At 66.7% G+C, this 14732-nt stretch carries 14 protein-coding genes; 9 read left to right on the top strand and 5 right to left on the bottom strand.

Annotated features, from left to right (window positions below; genetic code table 11):
- The first annotated feature begins 1 nt into the window (after window position 1).
- From FAZ11_RS09015 to argE, 6 genes are all read left to right on the top strand, one after another.
- Complete coding sequence (locus FAZ11_RS09015; protein ID WP_058771867.1) at window positions 2-841, top strand: ABC transporter substrate-binding protein; 840 nt, start codon at window positions 2-4, stop codon at window positions 839-841.
- Window positions 842-892: 51 nt separating this feature from the next.
- Window positions 893-1624 (top strand): class II aldolase and adducin N-terminal domain-containing protein, encoded by a 732-nt coding sequence (locus tag FAZ11_RS09010; protein WP_058771866.1) that lies wholly within the window; start codon window positions 893-895, stop codon window positions 1622-1624.
- Between the two features lie 79 nt (window positions 1625-1703).
- On the top strand, window positions 1704-2999 hold the full coding sequence (locus FAZ11_RS09005) for a flavin-containing monooxygenase (RefSeq protein WP_058771865.1): 1296 nt from the start codon (window positions 1704-1706) through the stop codon (window positions 2997-2999).
- A 99-nt stretch (window positions 3000-3098) separates the two neighbouring features.
- Window positions 3099-3515: a RidA family protein gene (locus FAZ11_RS09000; protein ID WP_058771864.1), complete on the top strand. Its 417-nt coding sequence runs from the start codon at window positions 3099-3101 to the stop codon at window positions 3513-3515.
- A gap of 9 nt (window positions 3516-3524) precedes the next feature.
- The gene (locus tag FAZ11_RS08995; RefSeq protein WP_058771863.1) at window positions 3525-4202 is read left to right on the top strand and encodes a DUF1028 domain-containing protein; all 678 of its coding nucleotides are present in this window, start codon (window positions 3525-3527) and stop codon (window positions 4200-4202) included.
- Window positions 4199-5350 (top strand): acetylornithine deacetylase, encoded by a 1152-nt coding sequence (gene argE / locus FAZ11_RS08990; RefSeq protein WP_137279188.1) that lies wholly within the window; start codon window positions 4199-4201, stop codon window positions 5348-5350. Before FAZ11_RS08995 ends, argE begins: the two co-directional genes overlap by 4 nt.
- Before the next feature lie 17 nt (window positions 5351-5367).
- Here argE and FAZ11_RS08985 read toward each other — a convergent pair whose 3' ends face one another.
- Window positions 5368-6555 carry a BaiN/RdsA family NAD(P)/FAD-dependent oxidoreductase gene (locus FAZ11_RS08985; protein WP_137279187.1) on the bottom strand — a complete coding sequence of 396 codons (1188 nt, stop codon included), beginning with the start codon at window positions 6553-6555 and terminating at the stop codon, window positions 5368-5370.
- A 187-nt stretch (window positions 6556-6742) separates the two neighbouring features.
- Between FAZ11_RS08985 and FAZ11_RS08980 the strand changes: the two genes are divergently transcribed.
- Both FAZ11_RS08980 and FAZ11_RS08975 read left to right on the top strand, forming a co-directional pair.
- Window positions 6743-9016, top strand: coding sequence for an OsmC domain/YcaO domain-containing protein (locus FAZ11_RS08980; protein WP_137279186.1), 2274 nt, complete (start codon window positions 6743-6745; stop codon window positions 9014-9016).
- A gap of 209 nt (window positions 9017-9225) precedes the next feature.
- On the top strand, window positions 9226-10383 hold the full coding sequence (locus FAZ11_RS08975; protein WP_137279185.1) for a GGDEF domain-containing protein: 1158 nt from the start codon (window positions 9226-9228) through the stop codon (window positions 10381-10383).
- On the opposite strand, the gene FAZ11_RS08970 is transcribed toward FAZ11_RS08975, so the two are convergent.
- The 4 genes from FAZ11_RS08970 to FAZ11_RS08955 all read right to left on the bottom strand — a co-directional run bounded on the left by FAZ11_RS08970 (window position 10380) and on the right by FAZ11_RS08955 (window position 13518).
- A complete protein-coding gene (locus FAZ11_RS08970; protein ID WP_137279184.1) occupies window positions 10380-10787 on the bottom strand; it encodes a hypothetical protein in 408 nt (135 codons plus the stop codon). The two genes, FAZ11_RS08975 and FAZ11_RS08970, sit on opposite strands and share 4 nt — an antisense overlap.
- A 99-nt stretch (window positions 10788-10886) precedes the next feature.
- A complete protein-coding gene (locus FAZ11_RS08965; protein WP_058789417.1) occupies window positions 10887-12023 on the bottom strand; it encodes a glycerate kinase in 1137 nt (378 codons plus the stop codon).
- A gap of 81 nt (window positions 12024-12104) precedes the next feature.
- Window positions 12105-13199 (bottom strand): CdaR family transcriptional regulator, encoded by a 1095-nt coding sequence (locus FAZ11_RS08960; protein ID WP_058784414.1) that lies wholly within the window; start codon window positions 13197-13199, stop codon window positions 12105-12107.
- A gap of 40 nt (window positions 13200-13239) precedes the next feature.
- Window positions 13240-13518, bottom strand: coding sequence for a hypothetical protein (locus FAZ11_RS08955; RefSeq protein WP_137279183.1), 279 nt, complete (start codon window positions 13516-13518; stop codon window positions 13240-13242).
- A gap of 148 nt (window positions 13519-13666) precedes the next feature.
- Between FAZ11_RS08955 and FAZ11_RS08950 the strand changes: the two genes are divergently transcribed.
- Window positions 13667-14698 (top strand): GGDEF domain-containing protein, encoded by a 1032-nt coding sequence (locus tag FAZ11_RS08950; protein WP_058784412.1) that lies wholly within the window; start codon window positions 13667-13669, stop codon window positions 14696-14698.
- Window positions 14699-14732: the final 34 nt, after the last annotated feature.

The following is a 14732-nucleotide window of genomic DNA, read 5'->3' as shown; positions in this document are numbered from 1 at the left end:
CATGCAAAGATTCAGCAGCGCCTCGATTCGAAGCCTCACCACCACCGTGCTGGGCGCTACCTTGGCCCTGGCCTCCAGCCTGGCCTCGGCCGACTTCCTGCAGCCGGGCAAGCTCATCGCCGGCTCCGACCTGACCTTCTTCCCCTACGAATACGTGCAGGACAACAAGCCGGCCGGCTTCGACATCGAATTCGTCGATGGCCTGGGCAAGATCATGGGCCGCAGCGTGGAAACCCTCGACACCCGCTTCCCCAACCTCATCACCGGGCTGCAGGGCGGTCGCTTCGACATCACCAACTCGTCGATGTACATCACCGCCGACCGCCTCAAGGTGATCGACATGATCCCCTACCTCAAGAGCGGCGAGGCCATCATCGCGCTAAAGGGCAGCGACTATCAGCCCAAGAAACCGGAAGACTTCTGCGGCCACAAGATCGGCTCCATGGGCGCCACCTCCTGGCTGCAGCAGTTGCACAAGTTGTCGGACGAGTACTGCGTGAAGAACGGTCTCAAGCCCATCGCCGTGAGCGAATACGGCACCGATCCCCAGACCACCCAGGCGCTGCTGTCCAAGGCCGTCGAGGCGCAGATCACCGACGCCGCCGTGGCGCGCGGCCTGGTGGAAAAGCTCGGCAATCGCGTGGTGATCTCCTCCGACACCCTGATCTACCCGGTGCTCAACGGCTTCGGCGTGAAAAAGGGCAACGACGAGGTGAAGAATGCCCTGGTCGAGGCGCTGAAAAAGTACAGCGCCACCCCCGAGTACGCCGCGCTGTTGAAGAAGTACAACTTCCAGGCGCCCACCGAGGCGGATATCGCCGCCCTGATGCCCAAGCCCTAAGTTCTAACCAGGCGTCCCCGCGGCTGGGACGCCCCCTTTGGAGTCACGACCATGGCACCTTCTCATGAGGAACGGCTGCGCATCGATCTGGCAGCGACCTTTCGCATCATCGCCCACCTCGGCATGCACGAAGCCGTCGCCAACCACTTCAGCGCCGCCGTCTCCGCCGACGGCAAGCAGTTCCTGATCAATCCCAAGTGGAAGCACTTCTCGCGCATCCGTGCCAGCGACCTGCTGCTGCTGGACGCGGACGATCCCCAGGGCGCTGAGCGGCCGGACGTGGACACCACCGCCTGGTCGATCCATGGGCAGATCCATCGTCGTCTGCCGGAGGCGCGGGTGGTGCTGCACCTGCATCCGGTCCATACCACGGCGGTGGCCTGCCTGGCCAAGCCCGAGGTCCCGCCCATCGACCAGAACACCGCGCGCTACTTCAACCGTCTCGCGGTAGACGAACTCTATGGCGGCATGGCCGACACCGAGGCCGAGGGCGCGCGCCTTGCCGGGCTGCTCGACGGCAAGCAGCGCCTGCTGATGGGCAACCACGGCGTCATGGTGATCGCCCCCACCATCGGCCAGGCCTTCGATGACATCTGGACCCTGGAGCGCGCCTGCCAAATCCTGGTCACCGCCTGGTCCACCGGCCAGCCGCTCAAGGTGCTGTCCGACGAGGTCGCCGAGAAGACCGCACGGGCCTGGGAAGGCATCACCGACTTTTCCGAGCAGCACTTCGCCGAGATGAAAGAACTGATGATCCAGCAGGACCCGTCCGTACTGGATTGATCACCGCGGCGCCCCGCGCTCCGCCCTCCTCCTGCTTAGATGACGGCCGCCCCCTGCGGAGCGGCCGAAGGGTACCGTCATGACCGCATTACCGACCGCTATCGACACCCTGGTGATAGGCGCCGGCCAAGCCGGGGTCGCCATGAGCGAGCACCTGGGCCGCCTGGGCATCGAACACCTGGTGCTGGAAAAGAACCGCATCGCCGAAGCCTGGCGTACCGGCCGTTGGGACTCCCTGGTGGCCAACGGCCCGGCCTGGCACGACCGCTTCCCCGGCCTGGAATTCCAGACGCCGGCGGACAGCTTCCCCGGCAAGGACGAGATCGCCGCCTACTTCGAGGCCTATGCACGGCAGATCGACGCCCCCATCCGTACCGGCGTCGCGGTCACCCGGGTATGCCGGCACGAGGCTCGTAGCGGCTTCCTGGTCGAGACCTCGGCAGGCAACCTCAGCGCGCAGCGGGTGGTGGTGGCCACCGGCCCCTTCCAGAAACCCGTCATCCCGGCCATTGCGCCCAAGGACGAGGAGCTCTACCAGATCCATTCCGCCCAGTACTTCAATCCGCAGCAACTGCCGGACGGCGCGGTGCTGGTGGTCGGCGCCGGCTCCTCGGGGGTGCAGATCGCCGAGGAACTCTTGCTCGCCGGCAAGCGCGTCTATCTGTCCGTCGGCCCGCACGACCGGCCGCCGCGGGCCTATCGCGGGCGTGACTTTTGCTGGTGGCTGGGCGTACTCGGCCTGTGGGACACCGAGACCATGCAGCCGGGCCGCGAGCACGTGACCATCGCCGTCAGCGGCGCCCGTGGCGGCCATACCGTGGACTTCCGCCGCCTGGCCCAGGCCGGCATGACCCTGGTGGGCCTCACCGACACCTTCAGCGAGGGTGTGGTGCGCTTCCGGCCAGACCTCAACCAGAACCTCGACGCCGGCGATGCCAACTACCTGGCCTTGCTCGACGCCGCCGATGCCTATGCCGCTCGCCATGGCCTGGATTTGCCCGAAGAACCTGCGGCCCGCGAGCGGGTGCCCGACGCCGCCTGCATCCGCGAACCACTCAAGGCGCTGGACCTCAAGGCCGCCGGCGTGACCTCGGTGATCTGGGCGACCGGCTACGCCACCGACTTCAGCTGGCTGCAGGTGGACACCTTCGGCGAGAACGGCAAGCCCAAACACCAGCGCGGCGTTGGCGCCGAGCCGGGCATCTATTTCGTCGGCCTGCCCTGGCTCAGTCGCCGCGGCTCGGCGTTCATCTGGGGCTGCTGGCACGACGCCCGCCACGTGGCCGACCAGATCGCCATCCAGCGCCGGTATCAGGAGTACCGCCCCGGCGTCGAGACGACCGCCCAACCCCTGCAGGCGCGTAGGTTGGGTTGAGCGCCAGCGAAGCCCAACGTCGACCCGAAGGCCGGCAATGTTGGGCTTCGACGATAAAGCCGTCTCAACCCAACCTACTTCGAAACAAGGAGCATCCCCATGGCTACCCCGACCCACACCCGTATCCGCATGTTCAACACCAAGCACACCTACCCCAACCAGACCCTGGACAACGACCTCTGCCAGGCGGTGCGCGCCGGCAACACCGTCTATGTGCGCGGCCAGGTGGGCACCGACTTCGAGGGCAACCTGGTCGGGCTGGGCGATCCCCGCGCCCAGGCGGAGCAGGCGATGAAGAACGTCAAGCAACTGCTGGAGGAAGCCGGCAGCGACCTCAGCCATATCGTCAAGACCACCACCTACCTGATCGACCCGCGCTACCGCGAGCCGGTGTACCAGGAGGTCGGCAAGTGGCTCAAGGGCGTCTTCCCCATCTCCACTGGGCTGGTGGTCTCGGCCCTGGGCCAGCCGCAGTGGCTGATGGAGATCGACGTCATCGCCGTGATTCCCGACTGAGGCCGTGCCATGACCTTTTCCATCGCCGCCCGCTGCGCCGCGACCGGTCAATTCGGCATCGCCATCAGCTCCTCCAGCATCGCCGTGGGTGCCCGCTGCCCCTGGCTGCAACCGGGGATCGGCGCCGTCAGCTCGCAGAACATCACCTTGCCCGCCCTCGGGCCGCGCACCCTGGAGGGACTCGCGCAGGGCTTGGCACCCGAGACGGCCCTGGCCGCCAGTCTGGCGAGCGACGGCTACGCCGACTACCGCCAGGTGACCGTCATCGACGCCCAGGGGCGCAGTGCCCACCATAGCGGCGCCAGGACTTTGGGCATCCACCACGCCCGCAGCGGTCGGGACTGCGTGGCTGCCGGCAACATGCTGGCGAATACGGCGGTGGTGGATGCGCTGGTGGACAGCTTCCAAGGCAGCCAGGGCGCCCTCGCCGAGCGCTTGCTACTGGCCATGCAGACGGCGATGGCCGCGGGTGGCGAGGCTGGCCCGGTGCATTCGGCGGCGCTGCTGGTAGTGGGCGAGCCGAGTTGGCCCATCGTCAATCTGCGCGTCGACTGGGCCGAGACCGATCCCATCGGCCAGTTAGCCGACCTCTGGCGCGCCTACCAGCCCCAGTTGCAGGATTATCTCGACCGGGCGGTGCGACCCGATCTCGCCCCGGGCTATGGCGTGCCGGGAGACGACCGATGAGCACCAGCCGCGAACTGCTGGCGCGGTTGGTGGCTTTCGACACCACTAGTCGCGAATCCAACCTGGCGCTGATCGACTTCGTCGCCGGCTACCTGGATGGCTTCGGCGTACCCTATGAGCTGATCCACAACGCCGAGGGCACCAAGGCCAATCTCTTCGCCACCCTGGGGCCGGCGGACGTACCGGGCATCGTGCTCTCCGGCCATACCGACGTGGTGCCGGTGGATGGCCAGGCCTGGACCCGTCCCCCCTTCGAACTCAGCGAAAGCGACGGCAAGCTCTATGGCCGCGGTACCGCCGACATGAAGGGCTATCTGGCCGGTCTGCTGGCCCTGGTGCCCGCGGCCTGCCGCGCGCCCCTGCGGCGCCCGCTGCATCTGGCGCTGTCCTACGACGAAGAGGTGGGCTGCCTGGGGGTGCGCAGCCTGCTCGACCAATTGGCCCAGCGCCCGGTCAAGCCGTTGCTGTGCCTCATCGGCGAGCCCACCGAACTCAAGCCCGTGCTCGGGCACAAGGGCAAGGTGGCCATGCGCTGCCAGGTGCAGGGCGCGGCCTGTCATTCGGCCTATGCGCCTCAGGGTGTCAACGCCATCGAATACGCCGCGCGCCTGGTCGTCGAACTTGGCCGGCTGGGCGAGGCGCTCAAGGCGGCCGACCGACAAGACGTCCGCTTCGATCCACCCTTCTCCACGGTGCAGACCGGGCTGATCGGCGGAGGCAAGGCGCTGAACATCGTGCCCCAGGATTGCACCTTCGACTTCGAGATTCGCGCCCTGCCCGCACAGGACCCTTACCAGGTGATCCGCCAGGTGCAGGCCTACGCGGAGAACGCGCTGCTACCGGCCATGCGCGCCATCAGCGGTCAGAGCGCCATCCGCTTCACCGAGCTATCGAGCTATCCCGGCCTGGATACGGCCGCCGAAAGCGCGGCGGCCGAGTGGATCGCACTCTTCTGCGGCTCGCGGGACTTCGGCACCGTGGCCTTCGGTACCGAGGGTGGCCTCTTTGCCGCGGCCGGCATTCCCACGGTGGTCTGCGGCCCCGGCAGCATGGCCCAGGGGCACAAGCCCGACGAATTCGTCACCCAGGCCCAGCTGGATGGCTGCGACGCCATGCTAGGGCGCGTGCTCGCCTTCGCCTGTAGCTGAGCCTGTCGCGCGGGGCGCTAAACGTATTGGGCGGCGGCGTAGCCGGAGGCCCAGGCCCATTGGAAGTTGAAGCCGCCCAGGTGACCGCTGACGTCCAGCACCTCGCCGACGAAGTACAGCCCCGGCGATTTCAGCGACTCCATGGTCTTGGACGACACCTCGCGGGTATCGACGCCGCCCAGGGTGACCTCCGCGGTGCGATAGCCCTCGGTGCCGGCCGGCACCAGGCGCCAGTCGCTCAGGCGTTCGGCGATGGTCTTCAACTCGCCCGGCGTGTACTGCTTGAGCGGCTTGGAGGTGAACCACAGCTCCGCCAGCAGGCCAGCCATCTTCTTGGTGAACAGCTCGGCCAAGAGCGTCTTCAATTCGCTGTTGGGGCGCGCCTGCTGCTGCTCGGCCAGCCAGACGGCTAGGTCCAGGTGCGGCAGCAAATCGATGCTGACGGTATCGCCGGGCTGCCAGTAGGAGGAAATCTGCAGGATCGCCGGGCCGCTGAGGCCACGATGGGTGAAGAGGATGTTCTCGACGAAGCTCTGGCCGTTGCAGCTCACCCGGCAATCCTCCACCGAGGTACCGGACAGCTCGCCGCACAGCGCCTTGAGCTGCGGATCGGTCAAGGTGAAGGGCACCAGGCCGGCACGGGTCGGCAGCACGCTGTGCCCGAACTGGCGGGCGATCTGATAGCCGAAGCCGGTGGCGCCGAGGGTCGGGATGGACAGCCCGCCGGTGGCGATCACCAGGGACTCGCAACGCAGCGGGCCCAGGCTGGTCTGCAGTCGATAGCCACCTTCGTCGAGCCGGGTGATCTCGCTCACCGAGGTGTCCAGGCGCAGGTCCACCCCGGCCTGGGCGCATTCGTCCAGCAAAAGCTGGAGGATGTCGCTGGACTTGCCATCGCAGAACAACTGGCCGAGCTTCTTCTCGTGATAGGGCACGCCGTGCTTGGCGACCAGGGCGATGAAATCCCACTGGGTGAAACGCGCCAGCGCCGACTTGCAGAAGTGCGCATTCTGCGACAGGAAATTGGCCGGCTCGACATAGAGATTGGTGAAATTGCAGCGCCCGCCGCCGGACATGAGGATCTTCTTGCCGGCCTTGCTGGCATGGTCGATCAGCAACACCTGACGACCGCGCGCGGCGGCGCTCATGGCACATAGCATCCCGGCGGCACCGGCGCCAATGATGATGACCTGGGATGAAAGCACGGCGGGTTCCTTGTCTACTGGCAGCGGGCAAGCGGCCCGAGGGCCGGCGATTCTACCCGAAGCCCGGCAACCGCTCGACCGGGTGGCGCTACCGTCGGGCCGGGGCGCGGCGGGCTAAGGCGTATCCCCAAGCGCCGATTGTCCGGATAATGCACACCAAATCGTTTCTTCTTCGTGGTAATCCTGCATGGAAATCAAAGTCAATTTCCTCGATAACCTGCGTCTCGAGGCCAAATTCGACGACTTCACGGTAATCGCCGACCAGCCGATCCGCTACAAGGGCGACGGCTCCGCGCCCGGTCCGTTCGACTACTTCCTGGCGTCGTCGGCGCTCTGTGCGGCCTACTTCGTCAAGCTCTACTGCCAGACGCGGAACATCTCCACCGACAACATCCGGCTGTCGCAGAACAACATCGTCGACCCGGAAAATCGCTATGCGCAGATCTTCAAGATCCAGGTGGAGCTGCCCGCCGATATCTCCGCCAAGGATCGCCAGGGCATCCTGAGATCCATCGACCGCTGCACCGTGAAGAAGGTGGTGCAGACCGGTCCCGAGTTCGTCATCGAGGAAGTCGCCAATCTCGACGCCGACGCCCAGGCGCTGCTGATGCCCAGTGGCAACGGCGACACCCGTACCTACATTCCGGGCAAGGACCTGCCGCTGGAGCAGACCATCGCCACCCTGTCGGGCATCCTCGCCGACCTGGGCATGAAGATCGAGATCGCCTCGTGGCGCAACATCGTGCCCAACGTCTGGTCGCTGCACATCCGCGACGCCCAGTCGCCGCAGTGCTTCACCAACGGCAAGGGCGCGACCAAGGAAAGCGCCCTGGCCTCGGCGCTGGGCGAGTTCCTCGAGCGGCTGAACTGCAACTTCTTCTACAACGACCAGTACTGGGGCGAAGAGATCGCCAACGCGCCCTTCGTGCACTATCCGGACGAACGCTGGTTCCAGCCGGGCCGCCAGGACGAGCTGCCGCTGGGCATCCTCGATCCCTACTGCCTGGCGATCTACAACCCAGACGGCGAGCTGCGCGGTTCGCACCTCCATGACACCAACTCCGGCAACGTGGCACGCGGCATCTGCGCCCTGCCCTTCGTGCGCCAGTCCGACGCCAAGGTGGTGTACTTCCCCTCCAACCTGATCGAGAACCTCTACCTCAGCAACGGCATGAGCGCGGGCAACACCCTGGCCGAAGCCCAGGTGCAGTGCCTGTCGGAGATCTTCGAACGGGCGGTGAAGCGGGAAATCCTCGAGGGCGAACTCTGCCTGCCCGACGTACCCGCGGAGGTGCTGGCGCGCTATCCCGGCATCGTCGCCGGCATCCAGGGGCTGGAGGAACAAGGCTTCCCGGTCCTGGTGAAGGACGCCTCCCTGGGCGGCCAGTATCCGGTGATGTGCGTGACCCTGATGAATCCGCGTACCGGGGGCGTCTTCGCCTCCTTCGGCGCGCATCCGAGCCTGGAAGTGGCGCTGGAGCGCAGCCTCACCGAACTGCTCCAGGGCCGCAGCTTCGAAGGCCTCAACGACCTGCCGCAGCCGACCTTCGAAAGCCAGGCGGTGACCGAGCCGAACAACTTCGTCGAGCACTTCATCGACTCCAGCGGCCTGGTGTCCTGGCGCTTCTTCAGCGCCAAGGCCGACTTCGCCTTCGTCGACTGGGATTTCACCAGCCAGGGGGAAAACGCCAATGCCCAGGAGGCTGCCACGCTGTTCGGCCTGTTGGCGGCCCAGGGCAAGGAGGTCTACCAGGCGGTGTACCAGCACCTGGGCGTCCCGGCCTGCCGCATCCTGGTGCCGGGTTATTCGGAAATCTATCCAATCGAAGACCTGATCTGGGACAACACCAACAAGGCGCTGGCCTTCCGTGAAGACATCCTCAACCTGCATCGCCTGGACAACAGCCGTCTCGCCGCGCTGCTCGAACGCCTGGAAGAGAGCGAGGTGGATGCCTACACCGACATCACCACGCTGATCGGCGTCGAATTCGACGAGAACACCGTCTGGGGCCAGCTCACCCTGCTGGAACTCAAGCTGCTGATCAACCTCGCCCTGCAGCACCTGGAAGACGCCAAGGAGCTGGTGGAAGCCTTCCTGCAGTACAACGACAACACCGTCGAGCGCGGCCTCTTCTACCAGGCGTTGAACGCCGTGCTGGAAATCGAGCTGGACGACGAGCTGCAGATCGCCGACTACGAGACCAACCTCCGCCGCATGTTCGGCAACGAACGGATGGACGCGGTGCTGGGCTCGGTGGACGGCAGCGTGCGCTTCCACGGTCTGACGCCCACCAGCCTGAAACTGGAAGGCCTCGACCGGCACTTGCGGCTGATCGAGAGCTACAAGAAGCTGCACGCCGCACGCGCCAGGCTGCAGCCCGTGGCGGAGCCCGCCACGCCGGGCAACGGCCTCAAGCCACGCCGCGTGGCCATCCGCAAGGTGGCGGCGCCCAGGGACTGAGCGGCGCCAGGCCTGCGCCCGTCAGCGCCCTATCCAAGCCCTCGGGGCGCCGTTGAGGTGCCCTGGGACTGGCGACCGAGGCGCTCGATAAAGCGCGCTGCCCAACCTGGCCGCCTACCCACCGCCCGGCACCGCTCGGTCAGTCGCGGGACGGTTCTGGTCATTTGTAGGATTAATCTGAATAGCGAACGCCACCGCACGGTCTTGTCATGCTTTACACCCTAGTCACCTCTTCCAGCATCGTGGTCATCAGCCTGTTGTTCGGCGCTAGCCTGCTCGTCGCCTGGCGCGAGTTCGGTCTGCAGCGGCACGTGGCGCTCTGGGCCCTTTCGTTCATGGCCGCCGCCGTCGGCCACGGCCTGCGCATCGCTGGCAGCCTGTGGGTCGCCCAGCAAGGGCTGCTCGCCATGTTGGCCTGCCATGCCTCCATCGCCAGTTTTGCCCTGCTGGCCTGGGGTTTCCGCCTGCGGGTACAGCGGGATAGCCGGCTGGTCATCGGCTGCTGGCTCCTTTCCCTGCTGCTGATCACCGCCGTCTGGTACGGCCAGCTCGCGGAGTGGCGCACCTTCTCGCGGATCGGCACCGCCGCGGTCGATGCCCTGATGATCGCCATCGTGCTGGCGACCCTACGCCGTACCCGGGGCACCGCCCGCATCCTGCAGGGCTACCTGCTGCTCTATGGCCTCTACATCATCAGCGTCGGAATCACCGCCTGGCTGGCGCGACCGGGCGGGACGCTGGGTAATGACGTCTTCATCATGGTGCTGTCGATCGGGACGCCGACGGGCATGATCGGCAGTGGCATCCTGACGCTGTTGATCGTATCGGCCGATCTCGCCGCCGAATTGCGCCGCCAGGCCCGTACCGATGCGCTCACCGGGCTGCTCAACCGGCGCGGACTCGAAGAGCAGGCCGAGGCGCTGCTGTCAGGCGCGGCGCGGCAGCAACCGCTGGCGGTAGCCATCGCCGACCTCGATCATTTCAAGGCGATCAACGACCGCCTTGGCCATGCCGCCGGTGACGATGTGTTGCGCCGCTTCGCCCTGCATTTGCGTGAAGCACTGGGCAGCCAGGGGTTGGCCGGCCGCCTGGGTGGCGAGGAATTCGTCCTGTTGCTGCCCGGTTTCAGCGGCGACGCCGCCTACCAGCTGATCGATGCCCTGCGCGCCGGGGTGCCGAGCCGCTTCACCGCCAGCCATCCGCAACTCGAGCAGGTGAGCGCCAGCTTCGGCATCGCCCTGCTCGAGCCAGGCGACTCCTGGTCCGCCGCCCTGGCGCGTGCCGACGCCGCGCTCTATCGCGCCAAGCATGCGGGACGCAATCGGGTGCTCCTGGACGACCAGACGGCCGACCAGGCACTCGCCTAGCGCCACTCGCACCCGGCGACGCGGTTGCAACTGGTGCGGGCGCGGTCGCCTTGGGAGGTGGAGAAGCGGCTGATCACGTTCCAGCCCAGTTGGCGCGTACGACCCAGCCAGACCTGGCCATCGCTGGTGAGACCGCTGAAGAACTGCAGCCGCCCCAGCCGGGTACTGGTCTGGGCCCAGGTCAGGCCGGAGACCGGATCGAAACCACGCATCAGGGTGTCGTTGCCCTGCACCGCCACCCCGTACCAACCGCCCTGCCGATCCTGGCAACGCAGCACGAAGGCGCTGCGTACGCAGGTGTTGGCGGGCTTGAGACTGGGGATGGCGGCCTCGGCGGAACATAGCGGCCCGAACAGCAGCAAGGTGGACAACAGGCCGTTACGCAGGATGGCAGACGGGATCATCGCGGCAGTCGGTCGGGAGCGGGACGCCTAGCATGAGGCAAATCCCGCGGCCCTGCCAGCCGCGACACCTGGGCAGACCAGCGGCCAAAGGCCCTGGCTTCAGCGTCTTGCCATCGCCCAGAGCCGACCGATATCGCGGGCGGTCCGCTCCAGCAAGACCTCGGCCTGGGTCAGCGCCTCGTCCAGGCTGAGCGGCCCCGGTACCAGACTGAAGGCCGCCATCAGGCCCTGGTCATAGAGGGCGTCGTACCCCTCACCCAGCGAACCCGCCACGGCCACCACCGGTACCCCGTGGCGGCGAGCCAGGCGCAGCACGCCAGCGGGTGTCTTGCCTCTCAAGGTCTGGCCGTCCAACCGCCCTTCCCCGGTCAGTGCCAGGTCGGCGTCCTGCAGCGCCGCCTCCAGCCCCACCAGCTCAGCTACCACCTCGATACCGGAGCGGAAGGTCGCCTGGAGAAATGCTAGGGCGGCGAAGCCCACCCCACCGGCGGCACCCGCGCCCGGCTGGTCCTTGAAGTCGCGCCCCAGGATAGCCGCGGTGATTGTGGCGAAATGCGCCAGGGCTGCATCGAGCTGGCGGACCTGGTCGGGTGAGGCCCCCTTTTGCGGGCCGAAGATGTGGCTGGCGCCCTGGGGGCCGCAGAGGGGATTGTCGACGTCGGCGGCGATGATCATCTCGACGTCGGCCAGCCGGGGATGCAGGTCCGTCAGTTCGATCCGCCCCAACTGCGCCAGGGCCGCACCGCCGGGCACCAATTCCTGCCCCTGTTCATCCAGCAGCCGTACGCCCAGCGCCTGCAGCAGGCCCGCGCCGCCATCGTTAGTGGCGCTGCCACCGATGGCCAACACCAGGCGCTCGGCGCCGGCGTCCAGCGCCGCGCGCAGTAACTCGCCAGTGCCGCGAGAGGTAGCCGCCAGCACATCACGCCGAGCCTTGGGCACCAGCTCCAGGCCACTGGCGCTGGCCATCTCGACGAAGGCGGTACGCTGCTCGGCCAACCAACCCCAGCGAGCCTTTACCGGCTCGCCCAGGGGCCCGGTCACCTGCGCCTGCCGCACCTCGCCACCGGTGGCGGCCAGTACGGCGTCCAGAGTGCCTTCACCGCCATCACCCAGCGGGCATTCAACCAGCTCGGCCTGCGGCAGGGCCTGGCGCAGGCCGCGGGCCAGGGCGCTGGCAACGCCAGCGGCAGAGAGGCTTTCCTTGAAGGAATCCGGGGCGATGACGATCTTCATGGGCGATTCTCCGTTGTTGTGCCCCGAGTGTTTCCTGGTTAGCAGGCGACGACAACAGGACGAATGCCCAGCAAGAATCTCTCAAGACTGTGACTCTGCCCACCCAGAATCCAGGAGCAGCAGCCCGCAGTACAGCTCGGTGGCGTCGGCGAAACGCCGGGGATCACGGCCGGTCAGCGCCTGGATGCGCTCCAGTCGATGGCGCAGGCCGTTGCGATGCAGCCCCAGGGCCGCGGCGCAAGCCTGGGGACTGGCCTCCTCGGCGAACCAACGGCGCAGCGTGGTGAGCAGTTGGCCGTCGCGGTCGGCCTGGCGCAGGCGCATCAAGGGTTCCAACAGCCAGGCGCTTTCCGGGCGCTCGGCCTGCCCCTGCAGCCAGGTCGGTAACCGCAGATCCGCCAGCGTCACCTGGGTAAGATCAGGTCGCAGCCGCTGAGCCACGGTCAAGAGATCCAGCGCCCAGCGGGTCGCCTCGGCTAGCCCGGTCCAGGGCTGCGTCACGGGTATCCAGGCACTGCGCTGGAGCGCCCAGCCCTGGGCCGGCAACTCGTCCAGCAAGGGCTCTGGAGCCTCCGCGTCCGGGCGATACCAGAGCCACTGGCGCTCCTCTCGCGGCAGACACCAGCTATCAGCGACCCGCCGCTGTGCCCAGTCGCCGAAAGTCGGCGCGGGGGTGGCGAACTCCAGCAAGAGAACGTCCCGCGGCACGTCCGGCCTGAGGCCGAGCAGGCTCGCGTGGCGACCCAGCTCGGGCGCAGCACCGGGCGCGAGCAATTGGCGCAGCAGCGGCGCGGTCATCAGGGGCGCATCGGGCTGCCGACCGGCCGCCTGTTCGATGAGCATTTCCGCAGTCAGACGCAAGAGTTCGGCTGGCAACCGCAACTGCTCGGCGTCCTCTCCGGTCACCCCGAGCACGCCGACCAGTTCGCCCTGGCGATACAGCGGCAGATTGATGCCCGCCTGGGCACCCGCTAAGCGCGCCGCTGCCAGGGCGTCCAGTGCTACCGCCCGCCCTTCGGCGATCACCTGGCGCGCACCGGCATGGCGGGTGAACAATCGCGCCGGATCACCCGAGCCGATGATCAGCCCAGCCGCGTCCATGACGTTGACGTTGCCCGGCAGGATGCGCATGGCGCGGTCGACGATTTCCTGCGCCAGCGTCTGGCTCAGTTCCACGGCCACCTCCGAGGTTGCAGAGCGCCTGGGTGGCGCGCCGTCACCTTAGAGGCGTCCCCACCGCTGAGCAAGCCGTGGCGCGGATCTGGTGGCGTACGATCGTTCCGGACGGCACCTTGACGCTGCTCTCGGCAAGATTTGCGGCGGCCTCGCGCTGGATGATGTCGAAGAACGCCAGCGCCGCGGTTGCGCCAAGGAGAAAAGACAGATGACTGAGCGAGGTGTTCATCCTTTTCGGTGACTCAAGGATCGCTCGACGTTCAGCAGATAAGCCGCGTGGCAAAGCACCACGTAGACGGGAAACCAGCACGATCTTCAAACGTGACCGGCGGGTCGTCTGGCGCGGCTATCCATTGGGCACTTCTTCCGCTCCACTCGACCGGAGGATTGGCCAGGCTGGCCGTTTGCCATTAAGCTTACTATTAGCGCATTTATTGTTGGCGCAATGTATTTCAACGGACCCCTCGATGAATGCTCTTTCCTCCCGCGATCGTGACCAGGCCCTGCAAGATTCCCTGGAACAGTTCTGGTGCGTCGCCAAACCCGTGGTGCAATCGGCCATGGCGATTCACCTGGTCCTGCTGGCCGTCTTCATCCTGTTCGATAAGCCCCTGATGGTCTGGGCCAATGTGCTCAGCGTCTCGTTGTACCTGGGTTGCCTGGCCGCCTTGCGTCGCCGCCGCTATCGAGCCGCGAGCCTCACCATGTGCAGCGAGATCGTCGCTCACGCCTGGCTCGCCACCTGGCAGCTCGGCTGGGACAGCAACTTCCATTACTACGTGCTGTGCATCCTGCCCATTGTCATCTACAACTACCGCACCGCGCCCAAACGGCATCTGCTGCTGGTCAGCGGCATCCTGGTTACCCTGGCCGGCGGCTATCTGCTGCACCCGGCCGCTGGGCTGCCGCCCCTGGCCATGCAGCTGTTCGGCACGATCAACGTCACCAGCGCCCTGCTGCTGTTGCTCTATGGCACGGCGGCCTCCTTTCACCACAGCACCAAGATGCAGCTGGACCTGCTGCACTCCGCCAGCCATGACAGCCTCACCAACCTGTACAACCGGCGGCGCATTCTCGACCGGGCAGTCAACGGCCCGTGCCTGAGCGGCAGTCTCATCCTGTTCGACGTCGATCATTTCAAGCACATCAATGACCGCTTCGGCCATGACTGCGGTGATCTGGTGCTGCAAGGGATCGCCGATGTCATCCGTCGCGAGGTCCGGCAATCGGATTTTGCCGCACGCTGGGGTGGCGAGGAATTTCTGGTGCTATTGCCCGGCGCTTCGACCAGCGTGGCCTGGACGGTCGCGGAGCGCATCCGGCACCGTCTGGCCGAGGTGAGCCAGGTCATCGAACGTGGCCCGGCACGGGTCACGGCAACCCTGGCGGTCTGCGAGATCCGCAACTGCGAGGCCTTCGCCAGCGCCCTGGAGCGCGCTGATCAGGCGCTCTACCGGGGCAAGCAGGAAGGACGCGACCGGGTGATGCTGGCCGCCTGAGACCGCCCCCCTGGTCTACCCAGGGAGCTCGGTC

Origin of the sequence: Pseudomonas rhizoryzae, assembly GCF_005250615.1 — a bacterium.
In the GTDB taxonomy this organism is placed as follows: domain Bacteria; phylum Pseudomonadota; class Gammaproteobacteria; order Pseudomonadales; family Pseudomonadaceae; genus Chryseomonas; species Chryseomonas rhizoryzae.
Note: the sequence above shows the minus strand (reverse complement) of the source record. Positions and strands in the feature narration are given on the sequence as shown.

Coding starts and splice junctions, on each gene's coding strand:
- FAZ11_RS09005 (WP_058771865.1), top strand. CDS start 1,704: ATGACCGCATTACCGACCGCTATCGACACCCTGGTGATAGGCGCCGGC.
- FAZ11_RS08980 (WP_137279186.1), top strand. CDS start 6,743: ATGGAAATCAAAGTCAATTTCCTCGATAACCTGCGTCTCGAGGCCAAA.
- FAZ11_RS08995 (WP_058771863.1), top strand. CDS start 3,525: ATGACCTTTTCCATCGCCGCCCGCTGCGCCGCGACCGGTCAATTCGGC.
- FAZ11_RS08975 (WP_137279185.1), top strand. CDS start 9,226: ATGCTTTACACCCTAGTCACCTCTTCCAGCATCGTGGTCATCAGCCTG.
- FAZ11_RS09010 (WP_058771866.1), top strand. CDS start 893: ATGGCACCTTCTCATGAGGAACGGCTGCGCATCGATCTGGCAGCGACC.
- FAZ11_RS08965 (WP_058789417.1), bottom strand. CDS start 12,023: ATGAAGATCGTCATCGCCCCGGATTCCTTCAAGGAAAGCCTCTCTGCC.
- FAZ11_RS09015 (WP_058771867.1), top strand. CDS start 2: ATGCAAAGATTCAGCAGCGCCTCGATTCGAAGCCTCACCACCACCGTG.
- FAZ11_RS09000 (WP_058771864.1), top strand. CDS start 3,099: ATGGCTACCCCGACCCACACCCGTATCCGCATGTTCAACACCAAGCAC.
- FAZ11_RS08950 (WP_058784412.1), top strand. CDS start 13,667: ATGAATGCTCTTTCCTCCCGCGATCGTGACCAGGCCCTGCAAGATTCC.
- FAZ11_RS08970 (WP_137279184.1), bottom strand. CDS start 10,787: ATGATCCCGTCTGCCATCCTGCGTAACGGCCTGTTGTCCACCTTGCTG.
- argE (WP_137279188.1), top strand. CDS start 4,199: ATGAGCACCAGCCGCGAACTGCTGGCGCGGTTGGTGGCTTTCGACACC.